Here is a 19,631-nt window from a genome sequence, read left to right on the forward strand (position 1 = left end):
CAAGCCGGGGATGGCCCCCACCAGCCGACCACCGGAGGAAGGCGACCGACCATGAATCGCTTTGTCCTCGATACCAGCCTCTTCACCAATCCCGATGTCTTTCGTGCCTTTGGCCCGGATGCCCAGGAGGCCATTCGTGTCTTCAGCCGCCTGGCGCGGGCCACGGGGCGCGACTTCTTCATGCCGGGCTCCGTTTATGAGGAACTCGGCAAGATCAAGGACCTGTCCGAGGTCGGGGCGGACTTTGAATCCGTGGTTCGCCTGCGCTCGCCACGGAAACACCAGATCACCATCCCGGGCACCCTCCTCTACGAACTCATCGAGGAGGTTCGCTATCGCATCGATCGGGGGCTGCGGATCGCCGAAGAGGCGGCCAAGGAGGCCGCCCAGTCCCTGGAAGACCCCGGCAGGCTCATCAACCGGCTGCGCGGACGCTACCGCGAGGCCCTGCGCCAGGGCATCCTCGATAGTAAGGAGGACGTGGACGTGCTGCTGCTCTCCTTCGAGCTCGACGCCACCCTGGTGTGCGCCGACGAGGGGCTGCGCAAATGGGCGGACAAGGTCGGCATCGAGGTCATCCACCCCTTGAATTTCCGCGCCATCCTGGAAAAGTTGATCGAGGTGCCCGGCAGTTCCCCAGGACCCTCAGTCCAGGAGCGAGGCGCCACGGAAGAGTTGATGCAGTAAGCCGGTGAGTTTGGGCACCTCCTTCTCAAACTCCAGCACCCAATAACCCCCCTCCTCCTCCAACCGCCGCTGGGCCAGATGGGTATGGCCCAGGATGGCGCGCAGATGGGCCATGAAGGCGATGGCGTTCTCCCGGTGGCGGAAACGGCAGCGAAAGTTGTGAAAGACATGGCCATCGCGCTTAAAAAGGGCCACCGAGCGCCCCAGCCCTTCCAGAAAGGCCCGGCCCAGGTCGCGGTGCAGACGATCGTCGGGCACCCGCCCGGCTTCATCCAGGTACAGCGCCAGGCGCAATATGCGGCCCGTAAAGAAGTCCCCCGGCAGCTCCACTGTATCTTCCGCCCGCACGGCAATGTCATAGATACCGGACCAGGCGGTCACGAACTTGGTGCGATGCCCCCCGGGCGCCTCCTCCTTGAAGACCGCACCCTCCCGCCCCTCCGCGTCCAGTTGCTCCACGACGCCGAGTACCGCCCGCCAGTCCGCCGCCCTGAAGCGGCCGAAGATCCGGGTGGTCGGCAGGGCAAAGGCCTCGCACAATTCCCGCCTCTCTGCCTGGGAGAGAAAGCCCGGCTGGTCCAGGCGCATCATGTCGAAGACGAAGAGTTGAACATCCTGGGTGATGAAGGAGGGACCGCCCTGGGTATAGGGATTGTCCGGCCCCGCGAGCTCGGCGCACAGCACCAGGTCGGGATGGGCCTCGAACAGGGCCAGGGGGATAAAATCCGCCACCCGGTCGGTGGCGAAGGGACAGACATAGCCGCCCCGCGATAAGGCCAGCATTTCCCCGCCGGAGCAAAAGACGCGGACATTAAAGCCGTCGATCTTCTCCTCCATCCAGAATGGGCCGGTAAACTGCTGGCCCAGCCCCTGTTCCAGGCGGAAGATCCGGCCTATGCGGGGATAGCCAGGGACGAGGTGGCCCTGCCAGGCCAGGGTCCCCTTGGGGTAACCGCGGAAATCGTCTGTCAGACGCAGATAGCGTCGGTCGCCATGGGCCTCCCAACGGGCCTTGTGGCGTTCAAGCGCTTCGGGAAAAGGGATCGGGGGGAATAGGCATTTTTGGGTCGATAGCCCGGATCTAACCTTAAAACCGATGGTATACAATGGCCGAGTAACCACCCAGCCGGCCGAGAGGAAACACCAAGCCATGTCCCAAATCCCCAAGCCCCTCCTGCCCCGCCTGACCCTGTTCGCGGCCGTCCTTATTGGCGGCGCGGCCTTTATCTACATGGTCAAGCTCATGCATGACATGACCTTCCACATCAGCCGGATGTCGACCGACATCAGCGCCATGTCCGCCAACATGGGCAAGATGCAAACCGATATGGCCTCCCTGGCGCGGGACGTGGGCGATATGCGCCAGCAGGTCGCTTCCCTGCCCGGCATCGCAGCCGACATGCAGCAGATGCGCGTGACCCTGGGCCGCATGTCCGGCCTGTTCGGCGGCGGTGAAACCCTGCGCCAGGCCAACCCCGTCGAGATCATGCAGCAGTTAGTGCCTGGTACTGACCGGCGCTAAGGGCCCCACCGCCCGGACCGGGGTCCACCCTCACGGCGCGGGAGTCCGGAAAACGCGAGCCCTCCGGGCGGCTTCCTCTCAAGTCGGAGCTTTGCCGGTGCTCCGCGGCAGTCCCATCTCCTTCATCACCTCGACTCGCGCTCCTTCCTCCTCCAGGCCGCTCATGGCGGGCATGACCCCGACCAGGCTGGCGGGCAGCCACTGCATGGCGCTGATCAGGGAGACCAGGACGGAGGCGAAATAGGGGATGGACTGGACCAGGAGGACCGCGACCCAGATCTTGAGATCGAGCTGGTAGGCGTCATAACGCAGAGTCACCAGCATGGCGCCGAGCCAGAAGGCGATGACAAAGAAGCCTTCCTCGCGGGCGTCGGCAAGGGCGCGGATCAGGGCCGGCGCCTGGGCCAGCTTGGGCGTGCGGTAAAAGCCCAGCTTGTCCGAGAACATACCGGCGATCATGGCCCGCGAGATAGTGTGAGACAGGGCCAGGCCCGCCACGGCCGCGGCCAGGCTCTGGCGCAAGGTGGCATCCACCCGCCGCCGATACAGGAAGAAGCTCTTGCTCACCTTGAAGGCAAAAAGCACCAGCGGGATCATGGCCACCGTCATGTAGGGCGGCGTGACGTAGAGCTCGAACGTGACCATGGCCACGGTCCAATAGAGGGCCGCCAGGTTGAAGAGCAGGTTAAAGCCGTCGGCGAACCAGGGCAGCCAGCCGGCGGCAAAGTGGTAACGCTGGCCGGCATCGAGCTTGGTCTCTACCGTGCCGAGGAATTGCCGCCGGTGGTGGGCGAGGATGCGCACCGCCCCATAGGCCCAGCGATAGCGTTGCTTCTTGAAGTCGCTGAAACTGTCTGGCATCAGGCCGCGGCCATAGGTAAAGGGAATATAGAGCGCCTTGTAGCCGGCCTCGAAGAGCCGCAACCCCAGTTCCGCGTCCTCGGTGATGCACCACTCGGCCCAGCCATCCATCTCCACCAGGGCCGAGCGCCGGATCATGGTCATGGTGCCATGCTGGATGATGGCGTTGCGCTCGTTGCGCGTCATCATGCCCAGCAGGAAGAAGCCGCGGTATTCGGCCATGCACATGGCCTTAAAGGCGTTCTGGTCGGCATCGCGATAGTCCTGGGGCGCCTGGGCGATGGCCACCTCCGGGTCTTGGAAGGCAGGCACCAGATCCCGCAGCCAGAGGGGATGCACCACATAGTCGGCGTCGATAACCGCCACCACCTCGGCGGCGGGGTCCGTCTGGCGCAGGGCGTAGTTGAGGGCGCCGGCCTTGAAGCCTGACAGGGGATCGACATGGAAGAAGCGGAAGCGCTCCCCCAATTGGGCGCAGTAGGCCTCCACGGGCTCCCAAACCGCCGGGTCCTTGGTGTTGTTGTCGATCACCAGGACCTCGAAATGGGGATAGTCGAGGGCCGCCAGGGCGTCGAGGGTCTCCTTCAGCAGTTCCGGCGGCTCGTTGTAGGCCGGGACATGGATGGATACCAGCGGCAAGGCGCCATCGCCCACCAGGTTCCTGGGGAAGGGCCGGCGCCACTTGCGCAGCCAAATCGACTCGGCCCATTCGTGGGCCTCGGCCATAATGAAAAGGATCACCCCCAGACCGCCCACCAGAAGCAGGAAGCCGGTGATGGCGGTACCGAGCGTCATGTACTGGCGGGTGTAGTCATAGACGATCCAGACCACGGCCGTGGACAACCCATAGACGACCAGGGCCAAAAAGCCCTTGCCCTGGTGGGACATGCTGGAACTGTCCCGATAGAGAAACACCAGCAGCAGGACGGCCATGACAACCGACAGGCCCGCCAGCTCGCGCCAGTGGGGGATGCGCACCACCGGCTGGGTGAACTCGAACTTGGGCTCGCGATTGGCGTCATAAACGCCCCAATAGGCACCGGTAGCCCCCTCGGTACTCATCTTCCAGGTCTGATCGAAGGCCTCCATGACGTAGTAGGTCACGCCCAGTTGCTCGGCGTGCGCCAGGAAGCGGCGCAGAAAGCGGATCTGATTGGCCGGCGTGGCCTCCGCCCCGCCGCTGGTACGGCCATTGCTCGGCCAGCCGACCTCCCCGATGATCACCGGCTTACCCGGAAATTGCTTTTTGATGTCCTCCAGCCGCGCAAAGACGTGATCGACCGCTTCCCCAATCGGCACCTCTTCCCAGTAGGGAAGCAGGTGGATGGTGATGAAATCGACGTGGTCGGCCAGTTCGGGATGACGCATCCAGATGTAGGGGGGCTCGGCGGTGCTCACCGGCAGGGCAGTACTCCGGCGGACGCGATCCAGATATTTGATGAGTTCGGGGACCGTGACATCGCCACGCAACAGCGCCTCGTTGCCGACCATGACGCGCACCACGTTACGGTTACCCTGGGCCAGGACATTGCTCAGACGGTCGAGCTCCTGGTCATTCTCCTTCATATCCGTCCCGATCCAGGCCCCCAGGGTGACATTCAGTCGGTGCCTGAGGGCCAGGCGCGGCACCTCGGCCAGGGTATCCTTCACGGTATAGGTACGCACCGCATGCACCGTATCCCGGAGCAGCGCCAGGTCCTCGTCGATCTCGGCGACCTTGGGGTAGATATCCTTGGAGGGATCGCTCTCCGCGCGCATGGGTGCGAAGGAAAAGCCCTGCAGCTTGGCTGGCCAGGTCGGCTCCTGCTTCGGCTGGTTGAGCAGGGCCCAGGCCGCCACGGCCAAGAGGGCGATCAGGATCGGGAACAGTAGATTGCTTGACGGCCTCATCGGGCACCTGAGTCTTTGGAGTTGCACGGGGCGCCGGGAGGCGCCAAAAAGGGAAAACAAAACGATGACAAGGCCCTAACGACCAAAATCCGCCCCAAACAGCCATCGGGCCTAGGCGGCCGATGGCCATTTACAGGGCGGAATCCTGGTGGCGCGTCCCGGAGAATCCGGTCGGCCATGGGATCGTAAACGTATGAGAATAATATCCACGACCAGCGGCAAAAAAGCCAGTTTAGTTTACGTCGCCGTTGGGTTACATCGCGGCGCCCCTGACTTCCAAGGCCAGGCGCGCGGGAACAGGCGCCCTGCCCGCTCCCCGTCCCCGGCCAGTCCATCCCCGCCAGGTCAAGCTCATGCGGGATTCGAGATGCCAATAGCAGCCGAACCGGGTAAAATCCCTGCCATGCGCAGGTGGCGGAATTGGTAGACGCCCTGGATTTAGGTTCCAGTGGGGAAACCCGTGCGGGTTCGAGTCCCGCCCTGCGCACCACCCTCCCCCCTCCGGGCCCAGTGACATTTAGCTTCGGCGTGGCGGCATTCCGGCCCCATGACACCCTCAATGACTGGCTGAAACGAGCCGATGACGCCCTCTATCAGGCGTAAGCGGACGGCCGCGACCAAGTGCGTCAAGCCGGTTAGCGGATCGCCGATCCTGGGATTTTCCGAGGAAGGCTCACAGGAAGAAGGAATAGACCAGCCCAAGCAGCGCGCAGGCACCGATCACCCGCAAGATGTCCACCTGATATTTCCACAGCGCGACGAAAGCGGCGAGGGCGATGCCGACCAAGAGGGGCTCGAAGGGGCCAGCGAAGGGCGTGGCTGGGGTGCCTTGCGGCCAGAAGGTATGCCAGGCAAAGAAAGCGGCGAGGTTGAGAATGACACCCACGACGGCCGCCGTGATGGCGGTCAGAGGGGCCGTGAACTTGAGCTCGCCGCGCGTCGCCTCGATTAGTGGGCCACCGGCGATGATGAACCAGAAACTCGGCAGGAAGGTAAAGAAGGTCGCCACCGCCGCCCCGGCCAGGCCGGCGGCGATGGGCGTGCCCAGCACGGACTTGGCGACGCCACCCAGATAGCCCACCCAGGTCACGATCATGATCAGAGGCCCGGGCGTGGTTTCTCCCAGCGCCAGGCCATCCATTATTTGCGGACCCGTCAGCCAGGCGAACTGTTCCACCGCCCCGTGATAGACATAGGGCAAGACGGCGTAGGCGCCGCCGATGGTCAGGAAGGCGGCCTTGAGGAAGAACTCACCCATCTTGAACAGATCGTTGCTGCCGCTCAAGGCCAGCAGCAAGGCGGCACCGATCAGGAAAAATACCAGGCTGGTCACCAGCAGCTTGAGCCAGGTGAAGCGGGCATGCGCCGGGGGCGGGGTGTCGTCCGCGATCAGCGCCGGGCCATACTGCTTATGGGAGGCACCATGGCCACCGCCGCTCTTGAACTTTCCCGGTAGCAGCTTGCCGCCGATAGCCCCGAGGATAGCCGCGGCGAGCACGATCCAGGGAAAGCCGATGTCGAAAAAGAAGATGCCAATAAAGGCCAGCGCGGCGATGCCCCCGAGCAGGCGGTTCTTGATCGTCCGCGCTCCGATGCGCCAGGCCGCGAAGAGTACCACCGCGACCACCGCGGGTTTGATGATGTAAAAGATCCCCTGCACCGCCGGCACCTCGCCAAAGTGCAGATAGACGCCGGCCAGCAGCGACAGCAGCAGGAAGGCGGGCAGGAAAAACAATACTCCGGCCATCAGCGCGCCCCGGATGCCGTGCATCAGCCAACCAATATAGATGGCGAGTTGGATAGCCTCCGGCCCCGGCAGCAGCATGCAGTAGTTGAGGGCGTGGAGATAGCGGTGCTCGGAGATCCAGCGGCGGCGCTCGACCAATTCCTGGTGCATCATGGCGATTTGTCCGGCGGGGCCGCCAAAGCTGATAAAACCCAGCTTGAGCCAATATTTCAGGGCCTCGCCCAAGGTTGGGATGGGCGGTGGCGTAGTGGGAAGGGCGTCATCCGTCACGGGCAGGTTCCTGTTGGTAGTGGGTGAAAAGGTTGTCAAAGAGGCGGCTCGCCTCGCTCAGGAGTTCGTCATCGGTGACCGCGCTGGCCCGGGCGCCGGCGAGGACGGCCTCGATACCGGGGGCTTCCGCCACGGGCACCCCACCTACATCCAGAAAATGCACGATGGTGGCGATGCGGCCCAGGGCGGGATCGTCGGTCAGGCCGAAGCTGGCGGCCAGGACCTCGAAGGTGACGCGACCCTCGACGTGAGTGAAGGCCGCGCCGTCGAAGTCAAATCCCAGGGCCTCCTGGGGACAAAGGCTGGGGTCCGCAAGCCAGACAAATCGCGCCAGAGGGTCGATGTGGCGCCGAATAAGCCAGGCCGAGGCCAGGCGATCCGCCCACGGGTTTTTGCGGGTTGCCCAAACGCGCCCCTGAAACTCAGCGCTGGCGAGCCGGCGAATCCGGCCCGCCGCATCAACCGGCTCGCCGGCTGCCTGCGCGGCGAGGGCCGCCAAGGCAGCCTCGGCCTGGCGTTGGGCCTCTCCCGGAAAGAAATCAATGGCGGCCAAGGCCGAGAACTCCCGTTGCAATGCGCGCACGGTCTTGGCCTCTGCGGGATTCGCCGCCTGAATTGCCTTGAGGAGTCCGGCGTAATCCTCCTTGCGGTCAAACAGCGCTATAAGCGTTTGCCGTTGGGTGTCATCCCTGCCATCAAGGCAGTAAATATCGGCCGTGCCCGCCACGCTTTTCACATCTTCGGCAATGGACCCCAGCGCTTGAGCGTGCGCGGCCGAGTCCGGCAACAGATAGACGCCGTCGCGCAAGGTGGCGCTCCCCAGCGCGCGCAAGGCCCGCCAGACGCGCATGCGCCCGGCGGATTGCTTGGTGGGAAGGGTGACAAAGAGGGCAAGGAAGCTCATAGCCATGCGGTACCGACATAATGAAACGTTTACTATATTACATTATAGTTTAGTTGCTACTTAGACAGTGATTGGTCGCGTTGTCCAACGACAGGGTGGCATCCAGTGCCAAGCAGCGCTCGGGTTACCCGAGGCGACTATTGTTGAGTGGGACCCTAATCCTGATTCGATCAACAAGTTTTCGCACGATTCATGGTGCTCGATTCAGGCCCTGACTGTGTCATATGACATACCCCGCTTCGTGATTTGACTTGTATCAAGGCTTAACGCGGCCCGCGGGGATAGAGTTTTGGGGTGCCGCGGACCGCAAGTCCCGTGGTGTTTCCTTAAATTGCCAGAGTAAGAGGGCGGTTCGATGAACAAGTTTTCCAGGCGCGGTTTATCCGTCGCAGTCGGTGCGGTCCTGACGATGAGTGCGGCCTCGGCGGCCTGGTCGGCCGAGACCCTGCAGGACACTATGCAACGCCGCGGTCTGAGCGAGAAAGACCTGCTGGCGGCGGCCAAGACCTATGTCCCCAGCGGCGGCCGCGATGAATATGTCGTCTTCGCCTCCGGCGGCCAGTCCGGTCAGGTCATCGTCTATGGCATCCCCTCGATGCGCCTGCTCAAGTACATCGGGGTCTTCACCCCGGAGCCCTGGCAGGGTTACGGCTTCGACGACGAATCCAAGGCGGTCCTGGCCCAGGGTCGCATCCGGGGCAAGGATATGGTCTATGGCGATACCCATCACCCCGCTTTGTCGGAGACCGAGGGCGACTATGACGGGCGCTGGCTCTTCATCAACGATAAATCCAATCCGCGCATCGCGGTCATTGATCTGCACGACTTCGAGACCAAGCAGATCGTCGTCAACCCCTTCTTCAAGTCCGCCCATGGCGGCGCCTTCGCCACCCCGAACACTGAATATGTCATGGAGGCCGTCCAGTATGCCGCGCCTCTCCTCGAGGATGGCTTCGTCCCCCTGGAAGAATTCAATGACAAATACCGCGGCGGCCTGACCTACTGGAAATTCAACAGGGAGAAGGGCCGCATCGAGCCGGAGAACTCCTTCACCTTCGAACTGGGTCCCTATAGCCAGGATCTCTCCGATGCCGGCAAGGGACCCAGCTATGGCTGGGGCTTCACCAATTCCTTCTGCTCCGAGCGCTACGTGGGCGGCATCGAGCGCGGTCGTCCGCCCTTCGAGGCCGGCTGTTCCTCCAAGGACACCGACTATCTGCACGTGACCAACTGGAAAAAGGCCGAGGAACTGGTCAAGGCCGGCAAGGTTAAGCAGGAGAAGGGCTATTACTTCATTCCGATGGAGCAGGCCATCGCCGAAGGCCTCCTCTATCTGATCCCAGAGCCGAAGAGCCCGCATGGCGTGGACGTGACTCCGGATGGCAAGTACCTGATCGTCTCCGGCAAGCTGGACAGCCATGTCTCGGTTTATAGCTTCGAAAAGATCCAGAAGGCCATCGCCGAGGGTAAGTTCGAGGGTAAGGACCCCTATGGCGTGCCCATCATCGCCATGCAGGACGTGCTGCACACCCAGGTCAACCTGGGTCTGGGCCCCCTGCACACCCAGTTCGACAGCAAACCCTGCATCGCCTACACCTCGCTCTATGTCGATTCCCAGGTCGCCAAGTACGACTACTGCGAGGGCAAGGTGCTGGACAAGCTCTCCATCCACTACAACATCGGCCACCTCATGACCATGGAGGGCGATACGGTGAAGCCGGATGGCAAGTATCTGGTGGCGCTCAACAAGCTCTCCATCGACCGCCACCAGCCGGTGGGCCCCCTGCACCCCCAGAACCACCAGCTCATCGACATTGGCAACGACAAGATGCAGCTCCTCTATGACATGCCCCTGCCCCTAGGCGAGCCGCACTACGCCGTGGCCATCGCCGCCGACAAGCTGAAGCCGGAGGTGCGCTACAAGTCCGGCACCGACAGCCGGACCGATCAGAAGCATCCGAATGCCACCCGCGCCGGCCGCGAGACCACCGAGCGTAGCTGCGATGCCGCGGGCCAGTGCACCACCCTGGTCAAGGGTACCTTGATCCGCTCCCACATCACCCCGGAGATCATCGAGGCGGTAGAGGGTGATACGGTGAAAATCGCCCTGACCAACCTGGAGCGCGCCCAGGACCAGGTCCACGGCTTCGCCATGTACGGGCAAAATGTCCAGCTCTCCATCGAGCCCGGCAAGACATCAACCACGACCTTCGTGGCCGATAAGCCGGGTGTTTATCCCTATTACTGCACCGAGTTCTGCTCGGCGCTGCACCTGGAAATGCAGGGCTATCTGCTGGTCAAGCCCAAGGGCTATCAGGAGACCGCCGCAAAGATGGTCGAAGGTACGGCCTATACCCAGGCGGACTATAACACCCAGGTCAAGACCAACAACGAGACCCAGGCCGTCATCGATCAGGTGGTCGCTTACATCACCGGCCGCAACTTCAAGGACTTCCCCACCGTGGTCGCCCTGGTCGAGGATGCCACCGACCAGCTTGGCTTCTCTCAGGATGCCAGGAAAAAATCCGAGGAGGCCGCCGCCAAGGCCGATTGGCAGAATGCCATGCTGTGGGCCAATCAGTGGTGGCAGTATCAGGTGAAGGCGGCGGACCTCGGCCTACGCGCCAAGGCCCTCCTCGACGAGGGTGGAGCCAAGCCCACCAAGCCCTGATAGCCAAGCCCGCCCGGGCGCGCGGTGGCCTTGAGGCGAACGCGCGCCCTCTCATCGGTTAGTTAGTGCAGTTACGAGGCCATCCATCATGCGTACCCTTCAGGCCCTTTCCGCCGCCCTCGGCATCACCCTTGGGTTCGGCGTCATAACCAGTGTCCAGGCCCTCGACGGGCCGGAGCTCTATGCCAAGAAGACCTGCGTCGCTTGCCACGGCAAGGACGCCAATTCCCCGATCCTGCCCGTTTACCCCCGACTGGCTGGCCAGAATCCTGATTACGCCTACAATCAGATGAAGGATATCCAGAGTGGAGCCCGCAATAACGGCCAGACGGCAGCCATGAAGGCGGTGATGCACCTGGTCACGGATGAAGAGATGCGGACCATCGCCAACTGGTTGGGCACCCTGAGCAAATAGATACGAATATTTCGGTTTGTAACCGCTTGACCTCGGTCAAAGTGGCTCCCCGGCCTGGGAATTAGCCTGATCAACAAGGGCGCACCCCCCCCGCCGCGCTTACTTCGGGCACTCTGGCCCGCGGCACTGGATCAACATTTCGGAGATTTATCATGAGCAGTTTTACTATCCGGCTGGCCGTCGCCACCCTGGCGACCGCCATGGCGAGTTCGGCGCTGGCCTGGAACGAGGGCGGCGGCGAGCAGGACGAGGCCATGACCCTCAAGGGCAACGCGGAGAATGGGCGCGATGTCTATGAGGTCTGCGCCGCCTGCCACCTGCCGGAGGGTTGGGGCCTGGACGACGGGACCTTCCCACAACTCGCGGGCCAGCATCACAATGTCATCATCAAGCAGTTGGCGGACATTCGCGCCCAAAACCGCGACAACCCCACCATGTACCCCTTCGCCCTGCCCTCCCAGATCGGTGGTCCCCAGGCCCTGGCGGACGTGGTGGCCTACATGGCGGGACTTCCCATGACACCGGCTAATGGCGTGGGTCCGGGCGACGATCTGGAACTTGGCAAGAAGCTCTACGCAGAGAACTGCGTGCGTTGCCACGGCGAAAATGGCGAGGGTAACGACGAAAAGTACTATCCCCGCGTACATGGCCAGCATTACAACTACATCGTGCGCCAATTCAAGGAGATCAAGGGCGGCAAGCGACGCAACGCTAATCCGGAGATGGTCGAGCAGGTCAAGAACTTCAGTGATCGCGACGTCCTGGCCGTCAGCGACTACACCTCACGGATCAAACCACCGAAGGAACTCCTGGCGGAGTCCGCTGATTGGAAGAATCCCGACTTTCAGTAGTCCCGGTGCGGATCAGCGGCAGGGAGGCCGCTGGCTGTTCCTGGCAAGCCCGGTGCCTCCCGGTGCCACCGAACACCAGGACACTGGGTAAAATTCGGCCCGCCGGGGGACCCGGTGACCGATCCAGCCTTCATCCTAAATTAAGCGGTAACCTTGATGAACGCCCAGACGCATACCCCGCGAGGCCTGTTAGCCGGTCTTCTCGCCCTCCTGGCCCTCGGGCTCCTTGCGGCTATCTACTTCTCGCCGATCTGGTGGGTATCCCTGACGGCACCCAACTACCCACCCGAGTCCTTCCCCGACGGGGTACGTATCCACTTCCACATGAATGGGGTCTTCAACGGCTGCCAGAAGATCGAGAAGGCGGAGATCCACGAAGACGAGGCCCTGGATTGTGTTCACGAGATGGACACCATCAACCACTATGTCGGCATGTATCCCATCGCCGCCGGCGGCGTGGTCGAACGGGCCTTCTCACCCTTTATCATCAGCCTGCTGGGGATCATGATCATCGGCTTCGTCATCCCGAAAACCAGTCCCAGGCTGGTCGTGATGGGCGCGGGCTTCGCGGCCATCCTCGGTTGGATGAGCCTGACGATGTACGGGGACGACGGGCTCAACTACCAGAATAGCGGCTATCTGACCGCCATGGTCACGGCCCTGGACCAGGAAGGCGGCATTCAGAAGGAGGTGCCTAAGGTCTCCGCCGCCGATGCCCTGCTGGCGCGACTCAAGGCGGAACTCGCCGAGGCCCCGGCCCCAGCCGCCAGCGCCCCGCTCCGAGAGGAGGATAAGCAGCCTGCCGCCGACAAGGAGAATCTGATCGACAGCCTGGAATCCCGCTTCGAAAAGACCCAGGAGCGCCTGTCCGCGGCGGAGCGCCAGGAGTGGACCGGCAGCGGGATCCAGACCCTGCTCTGGCACTATCAGACCAGCCTCGGGCGCTATTTCAACGACCCGGCCCTCATCAGCCCTATGGTCAAGGGCATGGCGATGGCCACCCACGCCTTCTTTTGGGTCATGGTGGCTGCCATGCTCCTGCTCCTCTGGGGTGCCCGCAAGAGTTCCGGGATTCTCTACTGGTTCCTGATTATTGCCCCCCTGGCCCTACCGCTCTTCTTCATCATCGATTACGCGGCCTGGCTTTGGTGGTATGGCCATACCCTGAGCGATATGGGGGCCTTTACCGTCAAGCCCTTTATGCCCACCGTCTTTGGTGACGGCAAGGTGGCCCAGTTCGCGACCCATTCCTACCCCGCCCTCGGCTTCGGACTCATGGTGCTGTTATCGGCGGTGCTCGCGGTCCTCGCCCTGGTGAAACGCAAGGGGATGCGGGAGGCCCAGTGAGCCACCCTCCCCTCGGTCGGGCGGCGCCCGCGCCTGCCGGCGGGTGGTTCCCGGCGGCATCCGCCGACCGTGCCGCCCTCGGCACCCCCCGCCTCTGGGTCCTGCTGGCGAGTCTGGCGATGCTGTTGGTCTTGCTTCCGGCCCAGGCGCAAAACCAGCCCCGGACTGGCCTGGTCTCGCTGCAACCCCTGATTGACCAGGCCAAGCCCGGAGATGTACTGACGCCGGAGCCCGGCACCTATGCCGGCCCCCTGATCATCGATAAGGCCCTGACCCTTGATGGTCGCGACCAGGTGGTCATCGATGGGGGAGGCAAGGGGACAATCATCCTCCTCAAGACCGACGGGGCCACCATCCGGAACCTGCGCCTGACCCACTCCGGTGATTCCCACAACGACATCGACAGCGGCATCCAGGTGCGCGGCAACTTCAACGTCATCAAGGACAATGTGATCGACAACTGCCTCTTTGGCGTCGATCTCCAGCAGTCCAACAACAACATCGTCCGCCGCAACCGTATCTCATCCAAACCCGTGGAACTGGGTGTCCGGGGTGATGCCATTCGCTTCTGGTACAGCTATAAGAATCAGGCCACGGATAACATCATCCGCGACTCCCGCGATACCGTGGTCTGGTATTCCCAGGACAACCTCATCGCCCGGAACGACGCCCGCGGCGGCCGCTACTCCCTCCACTTCATGTATTCCCACGTCAACCGGGTCGAGGACAACCATTACGAAAACAATAGCGTGGGCATATTCGTCATGTATAGCGATGGCATGATCCTGCGGAACAACACCATCATCAACGCCTCGGGGCCCACCGGCGTCGGCATCGGTTTTAAAGATACCTCCGATGTGGAAATCAGCGGCAACAAGGTGCTCTCCTGCGCCACCGGCATCTACCTCGACCTCTCGCCCTATCAGCCGGGCACTACCAACCGTTTTACTAATAACCTGATCGCCTTCAATGGAGTGGCCGTCCGCTGGCTGCCCGGTCGGGACGGCAATATCTTCATCGGTAACCGCTTCGAGGGCAACATCACGCAAGTCGTGCTGGAAGGCGGCGCCGGCAAGGGGGCCACCTTCAACACCTGGGAAGGTAACTACTGGGACGATTACGAAGGCTTCGACCGCGATGGCGACGGCATCGGTGACACCCCCCATGAGCAATATACCTATGCCGACCGCCTCTGGATGGATTTGCCACCGGCCCAGTTCTTCAAGGGATCGCCCATGCTGGAGGTCATCGATTTTCTTGAGCGTCTCGCCCCCTTGAGCGAACCCAAACGACTGGCCCGGGACGAAAAACCCCTGCGTTCGGTGGACACCATGGTCGATATCCTGGCCAGTCTGGCGCGGCATCCCCCTAAATCCCTGGGCATCGTCGATGACGAGGAATACCCGGACGAGGACCCTGAGGAGGCGGGCACCGCACTCCCCGCCGCAACCGCCGCGAAGGCTGCCACACCCGGCGGCGGCTACGATGCCCTCCAGGCCCTGCGCCAGTCTCTCGGCCGCGACTGATTCCCGGAGTTGTAAAAAAAACCATGTCACCCGAACAGACGAAAGCCACATCGCCCCGCCCGGCCCTCAGCCCCAAACGACGCGAACAAAATCGCCGGGAATTCATCCGCACCTCGATCCTGGGGATCGGGGTGCTGGGCGCCACCCTGGCGGGCCTGCTGCCCCTGGCGGGTCAGGCCAATGCCCGATTGCGGCCTCCGGGCGCCATCAAGGATCGGCTCCAGGAGCAGGAATTTCTCGCCGCCTGCATCAAGTGCGGCCAGTGCGTCCAGGTCTGCCCCGTCGAGGCCATCCGCCTCGCCGATCTGACCGATGGGGTCGGGGTCGGCACCCCCTTTATCCAAGCCCGCGACCAGGCCTGCGACTTCTCCTGCGACGGCCTCCAGTGCGTCCTAGCCTGCCCCACCGGCGCCCTCACCCATGACATCAACTACCCGAGCCAGGCACGCATGGGTCTGGCCCGGCTGGCGCGGCCCGAGTCCTGCCTGGCGGTTCGGGGCCAGGGCTTCCGAGGTCAGGCCCGGGGGGCCGATTTTTCCGGCCTGCTTCGCTATGAGGCCGTGAATCGCTGGCTGCCCATCCCCGTGGCGGATCACCCCTACGATCTGGAGCTCTGCGATCTCTGCCTACGCCAATGCCCCATCGAGATCCGTCTCGCCCAGTGCGCCGCTGGCACGCCACCCTCCGGGGATGCCAATCAGTGTCCACCGCGATCGGCCATCCGCCTGGGGGCCCAGGCCGGGGGCGGCGCCCTGCCACTTGTTCTGGATGGCTGTGTCGGCTGTGGCGTCTGCGAGATGATCTGTCCCGTGGACCCCGCCGCCATCGTTATCGATATCGACCGGGTCGCGGACGCGGCCCAGGTTGGGTGAAGCCTCCATGAACTACGTGATCGAATCCCTCCGTCAGTTGATGGGCCTGGACCCATCCAAGCCCGGTCCGGAGGACCGCCGGCCAGAGGTGGTTACCCTCATGGCGGAGAAACGCCGCGACAAGTTGACCAGGGAAATGCTTCATGCGGTAGAGGCCGGGCGCGCCCAGGCCGCGGATCGCCACAAATGGCGCAACCGCCGTTGGGCCACCCTCATTACCGTCAACCTGCTCTTTGTCGTCTCCTATTATCTCGACGTCCAGCTCCTGGAGGGGGCCATGACCGCCTCGCGCTTCGTCGGCTTTCACCTGGCGGACCTGAACTCGGCCCTCCAGGTCATGCTGGCCTACCAGCATCTGGTGCTGAATCTGGTCATCGGCACCGTAACCGTTTTCATCCTCTGGCTGCTCCTGGGGGGGCGCACCTTTTGCTCCTGGGCCTGCCCCTACCACCTGCTGGCCGAGTGGGCGGAGAAACTCCACCTCTGGCTGGCCAAGCGTAAATGGGCGAGGGACATCAAGTTTCACCGGGGTGGCCGGACGATCTTCTATCTCTTCTTCATCATCCTGACCCTGGTCAGCGGCTACACCCTGTTCGAAACCCTGTCCCCCACCGGTATCCTCAGCCGCGCCCTCATCTATGGCCCGGGCCTGGCCTTGATCTGGGTACTGGCCCTGCTGGCCTTCGAGGTCTTTGTATCCCGCCGCGCCTGGTGCCGCTATGTCTGCCCCATCGGCGTGACTTACGGCCTGGTGGGCGTTCTGTCTCCGGTGCGGGTCCAGTATCGGGTACAGGACTGCCACCATGAAGGTGACTGCCGTGCCATTTGTCTGGTTCCCCATGTCCTCGACGTCACCATCCGCGGCCGGGCGCGGGCCGTCACCACTGACATTGGCGCCGACTGTACCCGGTGCGGCCTGTGCGTGGACATCTGTCCGACCAATTCCCTGAGCTTCAAGGTCAAGGGCCTGGACAAGGTGTTGTAACCGGCATGATTATCTTTGAAAAGGTCATCAAGCGCTTTCGCCGCCAGGCCGTGCTCCGGGGCATAGACCTGGAGATCGAGCGGGGGCACCGGGTGGCCCTCATTGGTTCCAATGGGGCCGGCAAGACCACCCTCATCCGCTGTCTGCTGGGGGAATACCATTGCCAGGGCCTGGTCACCCTGGATGGCCTGAACCCGCGTGAACATCGTGAAACGGTCCTGGCCAAGATCGGCTTCGTGCCGCAACTGCCACCCCCCCTGCGGATGCCGGTGGGCCAGCTCCTGTCCTTCGCCGCCGGGGTCTGCGGTGCCGACCCGGCGCGGATGACAGAGGTGTCCGGCCATCTGGGGCTGGACGTGGCCCGCTTCCGGCGTCACCCCTTTGTCAAGCTCTCCGGCGGCCAGAAGCAGAAACTCCTCATCAGCATCGCCCTGGGCCGGGACGCGGAGGTCCTGATCCTGGATGAACCGGCGGCCAACCTGGATCCCCAGGCGCGCCGCATCCTTTTCGACCTCCTCGCCCAGCGCCAGAACAGCGCCGCCATGATTATCTCCAGCCACCGCCTGGACGAGGTGGCGGCCCTGGTCAATCGAGTTATCGAACTGGATCAGGGCCAGGTCGTGCTGGACGACCGGGTCGCGGACCTGGTGGACCTTACCAGCCACCTTGCCTGCCGTCTGACCCTGACCCGCGCCGACGAGGCCTTTGGCCGCGCCCTCGGCCCCTGGGGCTTCCAGGCCCTGGACGCCGGACTGAACTGGCAAGGCCAGGTACCGGGCGCGGACCGGCTGCGGTTTCTCGGCATGGTCTCCCGTTATGCCGCCCTCATCGCCGCGCTCCGCCTCGAGGAAACCAGCAATGAGACTTAACTTGGTGATATCCCGGAGATGGAGAAGCCCCATGGCTGATCCCCCGTTGGCTTCGGCCCTCCTGGCTTTTTTATTATTGCTCGCCGGCCTGACGGGACTCTCGGGTTGCGGTGATAGCGGCACCGGTCCCGCCGCCGTGAAATGGGATCGGATCGTCTGCGAACGCTGCCGCATGGTGCTGTCGGCCCGGGACTATTCCGCCCAAATCCGCGGCTTTAAAGAGGATGGCAAATCCTCCCTGCATGTCTTCGATGACATTGGCTGCGCCGTCATCTGGCTGGATCAACGGCCCTGGCGAGAGGACCCCCGCACCGAGATCTGGGTTAACGACTGGCGGAATGGGGCCTGGATTGATGCCCGAACCGCTTATTACCTCAAGGGCAAGGAGACGCCCATGCAATACGGCCTGGGGGCGCAAACAGAACCCATGCCAGGCGCCCTAAACTTTGCCGAGGCCAAGATCCATATCCTTGAAGTGGAGGCACGCTTCAACGCCCCCGTCGTCAATCCCCAAGCCGCGACCGAACACCCGCACCTGCACCTCACCGAATGAACAACTTCTGGCTCACCGCCCAAACGGACATCCTGGAATCCCTGCGCGCCAAGTGGTTCCTGGTCTATAGCTTCATCTTTGGCGGCCTGGTGGCTCTGCTGTTCGTCTTCGGCCTCACCGAGTCGCGCGTCATGGGCTTCACCGGCCTGTCGCGGCTCATGGTGACCTATATTCAACTCGCCATGGCCATCCTGCCGGTCTTCGTCCTCATCACCACGGTGCGCTCGGTGGCTGGCGACCGCGAGGCGGGCATCTATGAATACTTGCTGTCGCTGCCCATCGGCCTCGCCGCCTGGTTCTGGGGCAAGCTGGTGGGGCGCTTCCTGGTGGTCTTTCTGCCGGTCTTCCTGGCCATGGTCGCGGCCATCGCCTGGGGGGCGGGCAAGGGCGCCGAGGTCCCCTGGGCCTTGTTCATCTATTACACCGGCTTGCTCATGGCCCTGGCCTGGTGCTTCCTGGGCCTGGCGATGCTGCTCTCCACCCTCACCCGCTCCGCCGATGTCGCCCAGGCCTCCGCCTTCGTCCTCTGGCTCACCCTGTTGCTCTTTCTTGACCTCATCCTGCTGGGCGTCATGATCCGCGGCCACCTCCCCCCCGAGACCGCCGTCGCCATTGCCCTGATCAACCCCCTCCAGGTCTTCCGCACCGCCGCCATGCTCCTCCTTGACCAACAACTGGTCATGCTCGGCCCCTCCGCCTACGTCATCCTCGACGCCTTCGGCCAGGCTGGCTATATCGCCTTCGCCCTCCTCTACCCGACTCTGCTCGGTACCCTGAGCGCCTGGCTGGGCTATGTCCTTTTCAAGCGCAGTGATCTGCCCTGATTGGCGCCCGGGGAATAGACGCCCCTAGTCGTCGAGGGTGGACAGATAGGCGAAGATATCCCGAAGTTCCTCGGCCTTGAAGGCCGCGAGCAGCTCCTCGGCATCGGGTTCCGAGGGGTCGTGGACGCGCCCTTTGTCGATATATTTGTCGATCTGGCGCCGCAGGTAGTTGGTGTATTGGCCCGCAAGGAAGGGCACCGCATCTTGCGAGTCACCCTGACCCTGGCCGCCGTGACAAGAGGCACATTCGCGGCGGTAGAGCTTTTTGCCGGCCTCGGGGTCACCCTCGGCGCGGGGGATCTGGACCAGGCGCTTGCTGGCGAGCAGACGTTCGTAGGCATTGAAGCCCGGAGCCGTCTCGTCGACGGGGGGGAGCTGGCTGGCTATTTCGAGGCCCGCGAGATAGGCGGACACATCCTGAATATCGGGGTCGGGCATCTGGCGGTGATCGACGGATTCGACCATGGCCAGATTGGTCCTTTTGCGATCCCGGAACAAAGCCAACTGGTGGGCGATAAAGGGGGCGGGCAGTCCCGCGAGTCGGGGATATTCGCCTTCCTTACCACCCTGACCGAATTCCCCGTGACACCCAGCGCAAACCTCGTTGATATCCCTGCCGTTACGCAAATCCACCTGATCGACGGCGAATTCCATCGCCGCCTGGGCGCTACTGGCCAGCAGACCGGTCGCAAAGAGGACATTCAGCGCCCACTGCGGGCTTTTTGGTTCTTGCATCTCACTTACCCGGTTACCCATCCATGAGTAATTATGGCGAGCCGAGGGACCTCAAAGCCTTAACCAAGGTCAAGAGAGAGCCGTTATCCGACCCGCGATGAC

At 63.1% G+C, this 19,631-nt stretch carries 17 protein-coding genes and 1 tRNA gene; 13 read left to right on the forward strand and 5 right to left on the reverse strand.

Annotated features, from left to right (window positions below; translation table 11 throughout):
• Positions 1-51 precede the first annotated feature (51 nt).
• Entirely contained in the window at positions 52-687 is a 636-nt protein-coding gene (locus tag IPN92_18425) for an RNA ligase partner protein (protein MBK8640155.1), read from the forward strand.
• Here the strand turns inward: IPN92_18425 and IPN92_18430 are convergent.
• A complete protein-coding gene (locus IPN92_18430) occupies positions 646-1,794 on the reverse strand; it encodes an RNA ligase (GenBank protein ID MBK8640156.1) in 1,149 nt (382 codons plus the stop codon). The two genes, IPN92_18425 and IPN92_18430, sit on opposite strands and share 42 nt — an antisense overlap.
• Before the next feature lie 43 nt (positions 1,795-1,837).
• Between IPN92_18430 and IPN92_18435 the strand changes: the two genes are divergently transcribed.
• Positions 1,838-2,209 carry a hypothetical protein gene (locus IPN92_18435; GenBank protein ID MBK8640157.1) on the forward strand — a complete coding sequence of 124 codons (372 nt, stop codon included), beginning with the start codon at positions 1,838-1,840 and terminating at the stop codon, positions 2,207-2,209.
• 78 nt (positions 2,210-2,287) lie between these two features.
• On the opposite strand, the gene IPN92_18440 is transcribed toward IPN92_18435, so the two are convergent.
• Positions 2,288-4,960 carry a glycosyltransferase gene (locus tag IPN92_18440; protein ID MBK8640158.1) on the reverse strand — a complete coding sequence of 891 codons (2,673 nt, stop codon included), beginning with the start codon at positions 4,958-4,960 and terminating at the stop codon, positions 2,288-2,290.
• Positions 4,961-5,365: 405 nt separating this feature from the next.
• On the opposite strand from IPN92_18440, the gene IPN92_18445 reads away from it, so the two are divergent.
• Positions 5,366-5,450: transfer RNA gene (locus tag IPN92_18445), tRNA-Leu, on the forward strand.
• A gap of 183 nt (positions 5,451-5,633) precedes the next feature.
• On the opposite strand, the gene chrA is transcribed toward IPN92_18445, so the two are convergent.
• Both chrA and IPN92_18455 read right to left on the reverse strand, forming a co-directional pair.
• Positions 5,634-6,977, reverse strand: coding sequence for a chromate efflux transporter (gene chrA / locus IPN92_18450; GenBank protein MBK8640159.1), 1,344 nt, complete (start codon positions 6,975-6,977; stop codon positions 5,634-5,636).
• Positions 6,967-7,881, reverse strand: coding sequence for a chromate resistance protein (locus tag IPN92_18455; GenBank protein ID MBK8640160.1), 915 nt, complete (start codon positions 7,879-7,881; stop codon positions 6,967-6,969). The genes chrA and IPN92_18455 overlap by 11 nt, the downstream gene beginning before the upstream one ends.
• A 355-nt stretch (positions 7,882-8,236) precedes the next feature.
• Between IPN92_18455 and nosZ the strand changes: the two genes are divergently transcribed.
• The 10 genes from nosZ (at position 8,237) to IPN92_18505 (ending at position 18,794) form a co-directional block, all read left to right on the forward strand.
• Positions 8,237-10,552, forward strand: coding sequence for a Sec-dependent nitrous-oxide reductase (gene nosZ / locus IPN92_18460; GenBank protein ID MBK8640161.1), 2,316 nt, complete (start codon positions 8,237-8,239; stop codon positions 10,550-10,552).
• A gap of 88 nt (positions 10,553-10,640) precedes the next feature.
• Positions 10,641-10,967: a cytochrome c gene (locus IPN92_18465; GenBank protein MBK8640162.1), complete on the forward strand. Its 327-nt coding sequence runs from the start codon at positions 10,641-10,643 to the stop codon at positions 10,965-10,967.
• A 152-nt stretch (positions 10,968-11,119) separates the two neighbouring features.
• Complete coding sequence (locus IPN92_18470; protein ID MBK8640163.1) at positions 11,120-11,818, forward strand: c-type cytochrome; 699 nt, start codon at positions 11,120-11,122, stop codon at positions 11,816-11,818.
• A gap of 156 nt (positions 11,819-11,974) precedes the next feature.
• Complete coding sequence (locus IPN92_18475; protein MBK8640164.1) at positions 11,975-13,165, forward strand: hypothetical protein; 1,191 nt, start codon at positions 11,975-11,977, stop codon at positions 13,163-13,165.
• A gap of 119 nt (positions 13,166-13,284) precedes the next feature.
• The gene (locus tag IPN92_18480) at positions 13,285-14,691 is read left to right on the forward strand and encodes a nitrous oxide reductase family maturation protein NosD (protein MBK8640165.1); all 1,407 of its coding nucleotides are present in this window, start codon (positions 13,285-13,287) and stop codon (positions 14,689-14,691) included.
• 23 nt (positions 14,692-14,714) lie between these two features.
• Positions 14,715-15,563, forward strand: a complete 849-nt coding sequence (locus IPN92_18485) for a 4Fe-4S binding protein (protein ID MBK8640166.1) — start codon at positions 14,715-14,717, stop codon at positions 15,561-15,563.
• 7 nt (positions 15,564-15,570) lie between these two features.
• Complete coding sequence (locus tag IPN92_18490; GenBank protein MBK8640167.1) at positions 15,571-16,548, forward strand: NapH/MauN family ferredoxin-type protein; 978 nt, start codon at positions 15,571-15,573, stop codon at positions 16,546-16,548.
• A gap of 5 nt (positions 16,549-16,553) precedes the next feature.
• Positions 16,554-17,417 carry an ABC transporter ATP-binding protein gene (locus IPN92_18495; GenBank protein ID MBK8640168.1) on the forward strand — a complete coding sequence of 288 codons (864 nt, stop codon included), beginning with the start codon at positions 16,554-16,556 and terminating at the stop codon, positions 17,415-17,417.
• Between the two features lie 31 nt (positions 17,418-17,448).
• Entirely contained in the window at positions 17,449-17,970 is a 522-nt protein-coding gene (locus IPN92_18500) for a hypothetical protein (GenBank protein ID MBK8640169.1), read from the forward strand.
• Positions 17,967-18,794 (forward strand): ABC transporter permease subunit, encoded by an 828-nt coding sequence (locus IPN92_18505; protein ID MBK8640170.1) that lies wholly within the window; start codon positions 17,967-17,969, stop codon positions 18,792-18,794. The genes IPN92_18500 and IPN92_18505 overlap by 4 nt, the downstream gene beginning before the upstream one ends.
• Positions 18,795-18,818: 24 nt before the next feature.
• Here IPN92_18505 and IPN92_18510 read toward each other — a convergent pair whose 3' ends face one another.
• Positions 18,819-19,448 carry a cytochrome c gene (locus tag IPN92_18510; GenBank protein MBK8640171.1) on the reverse strand — a complete coding sequence of 210 codons (630 nt, stop codon included), beginning with the start codon at positions 19,446-19,448 and terminating at the stop codon, positions 18,819-18,821.
• Positions 19,449-19,631 lie beyond the last annotated feature (183 nt).

This window comes from Chromatiaceae bacterium, from assembly GCA_016714645.1.
Classification (GTDB): domain Bacteria; phylum Pseudomonadota; class Gammaproteobacteria; order Chromatiales; family Chromatiaceae; genus M0108.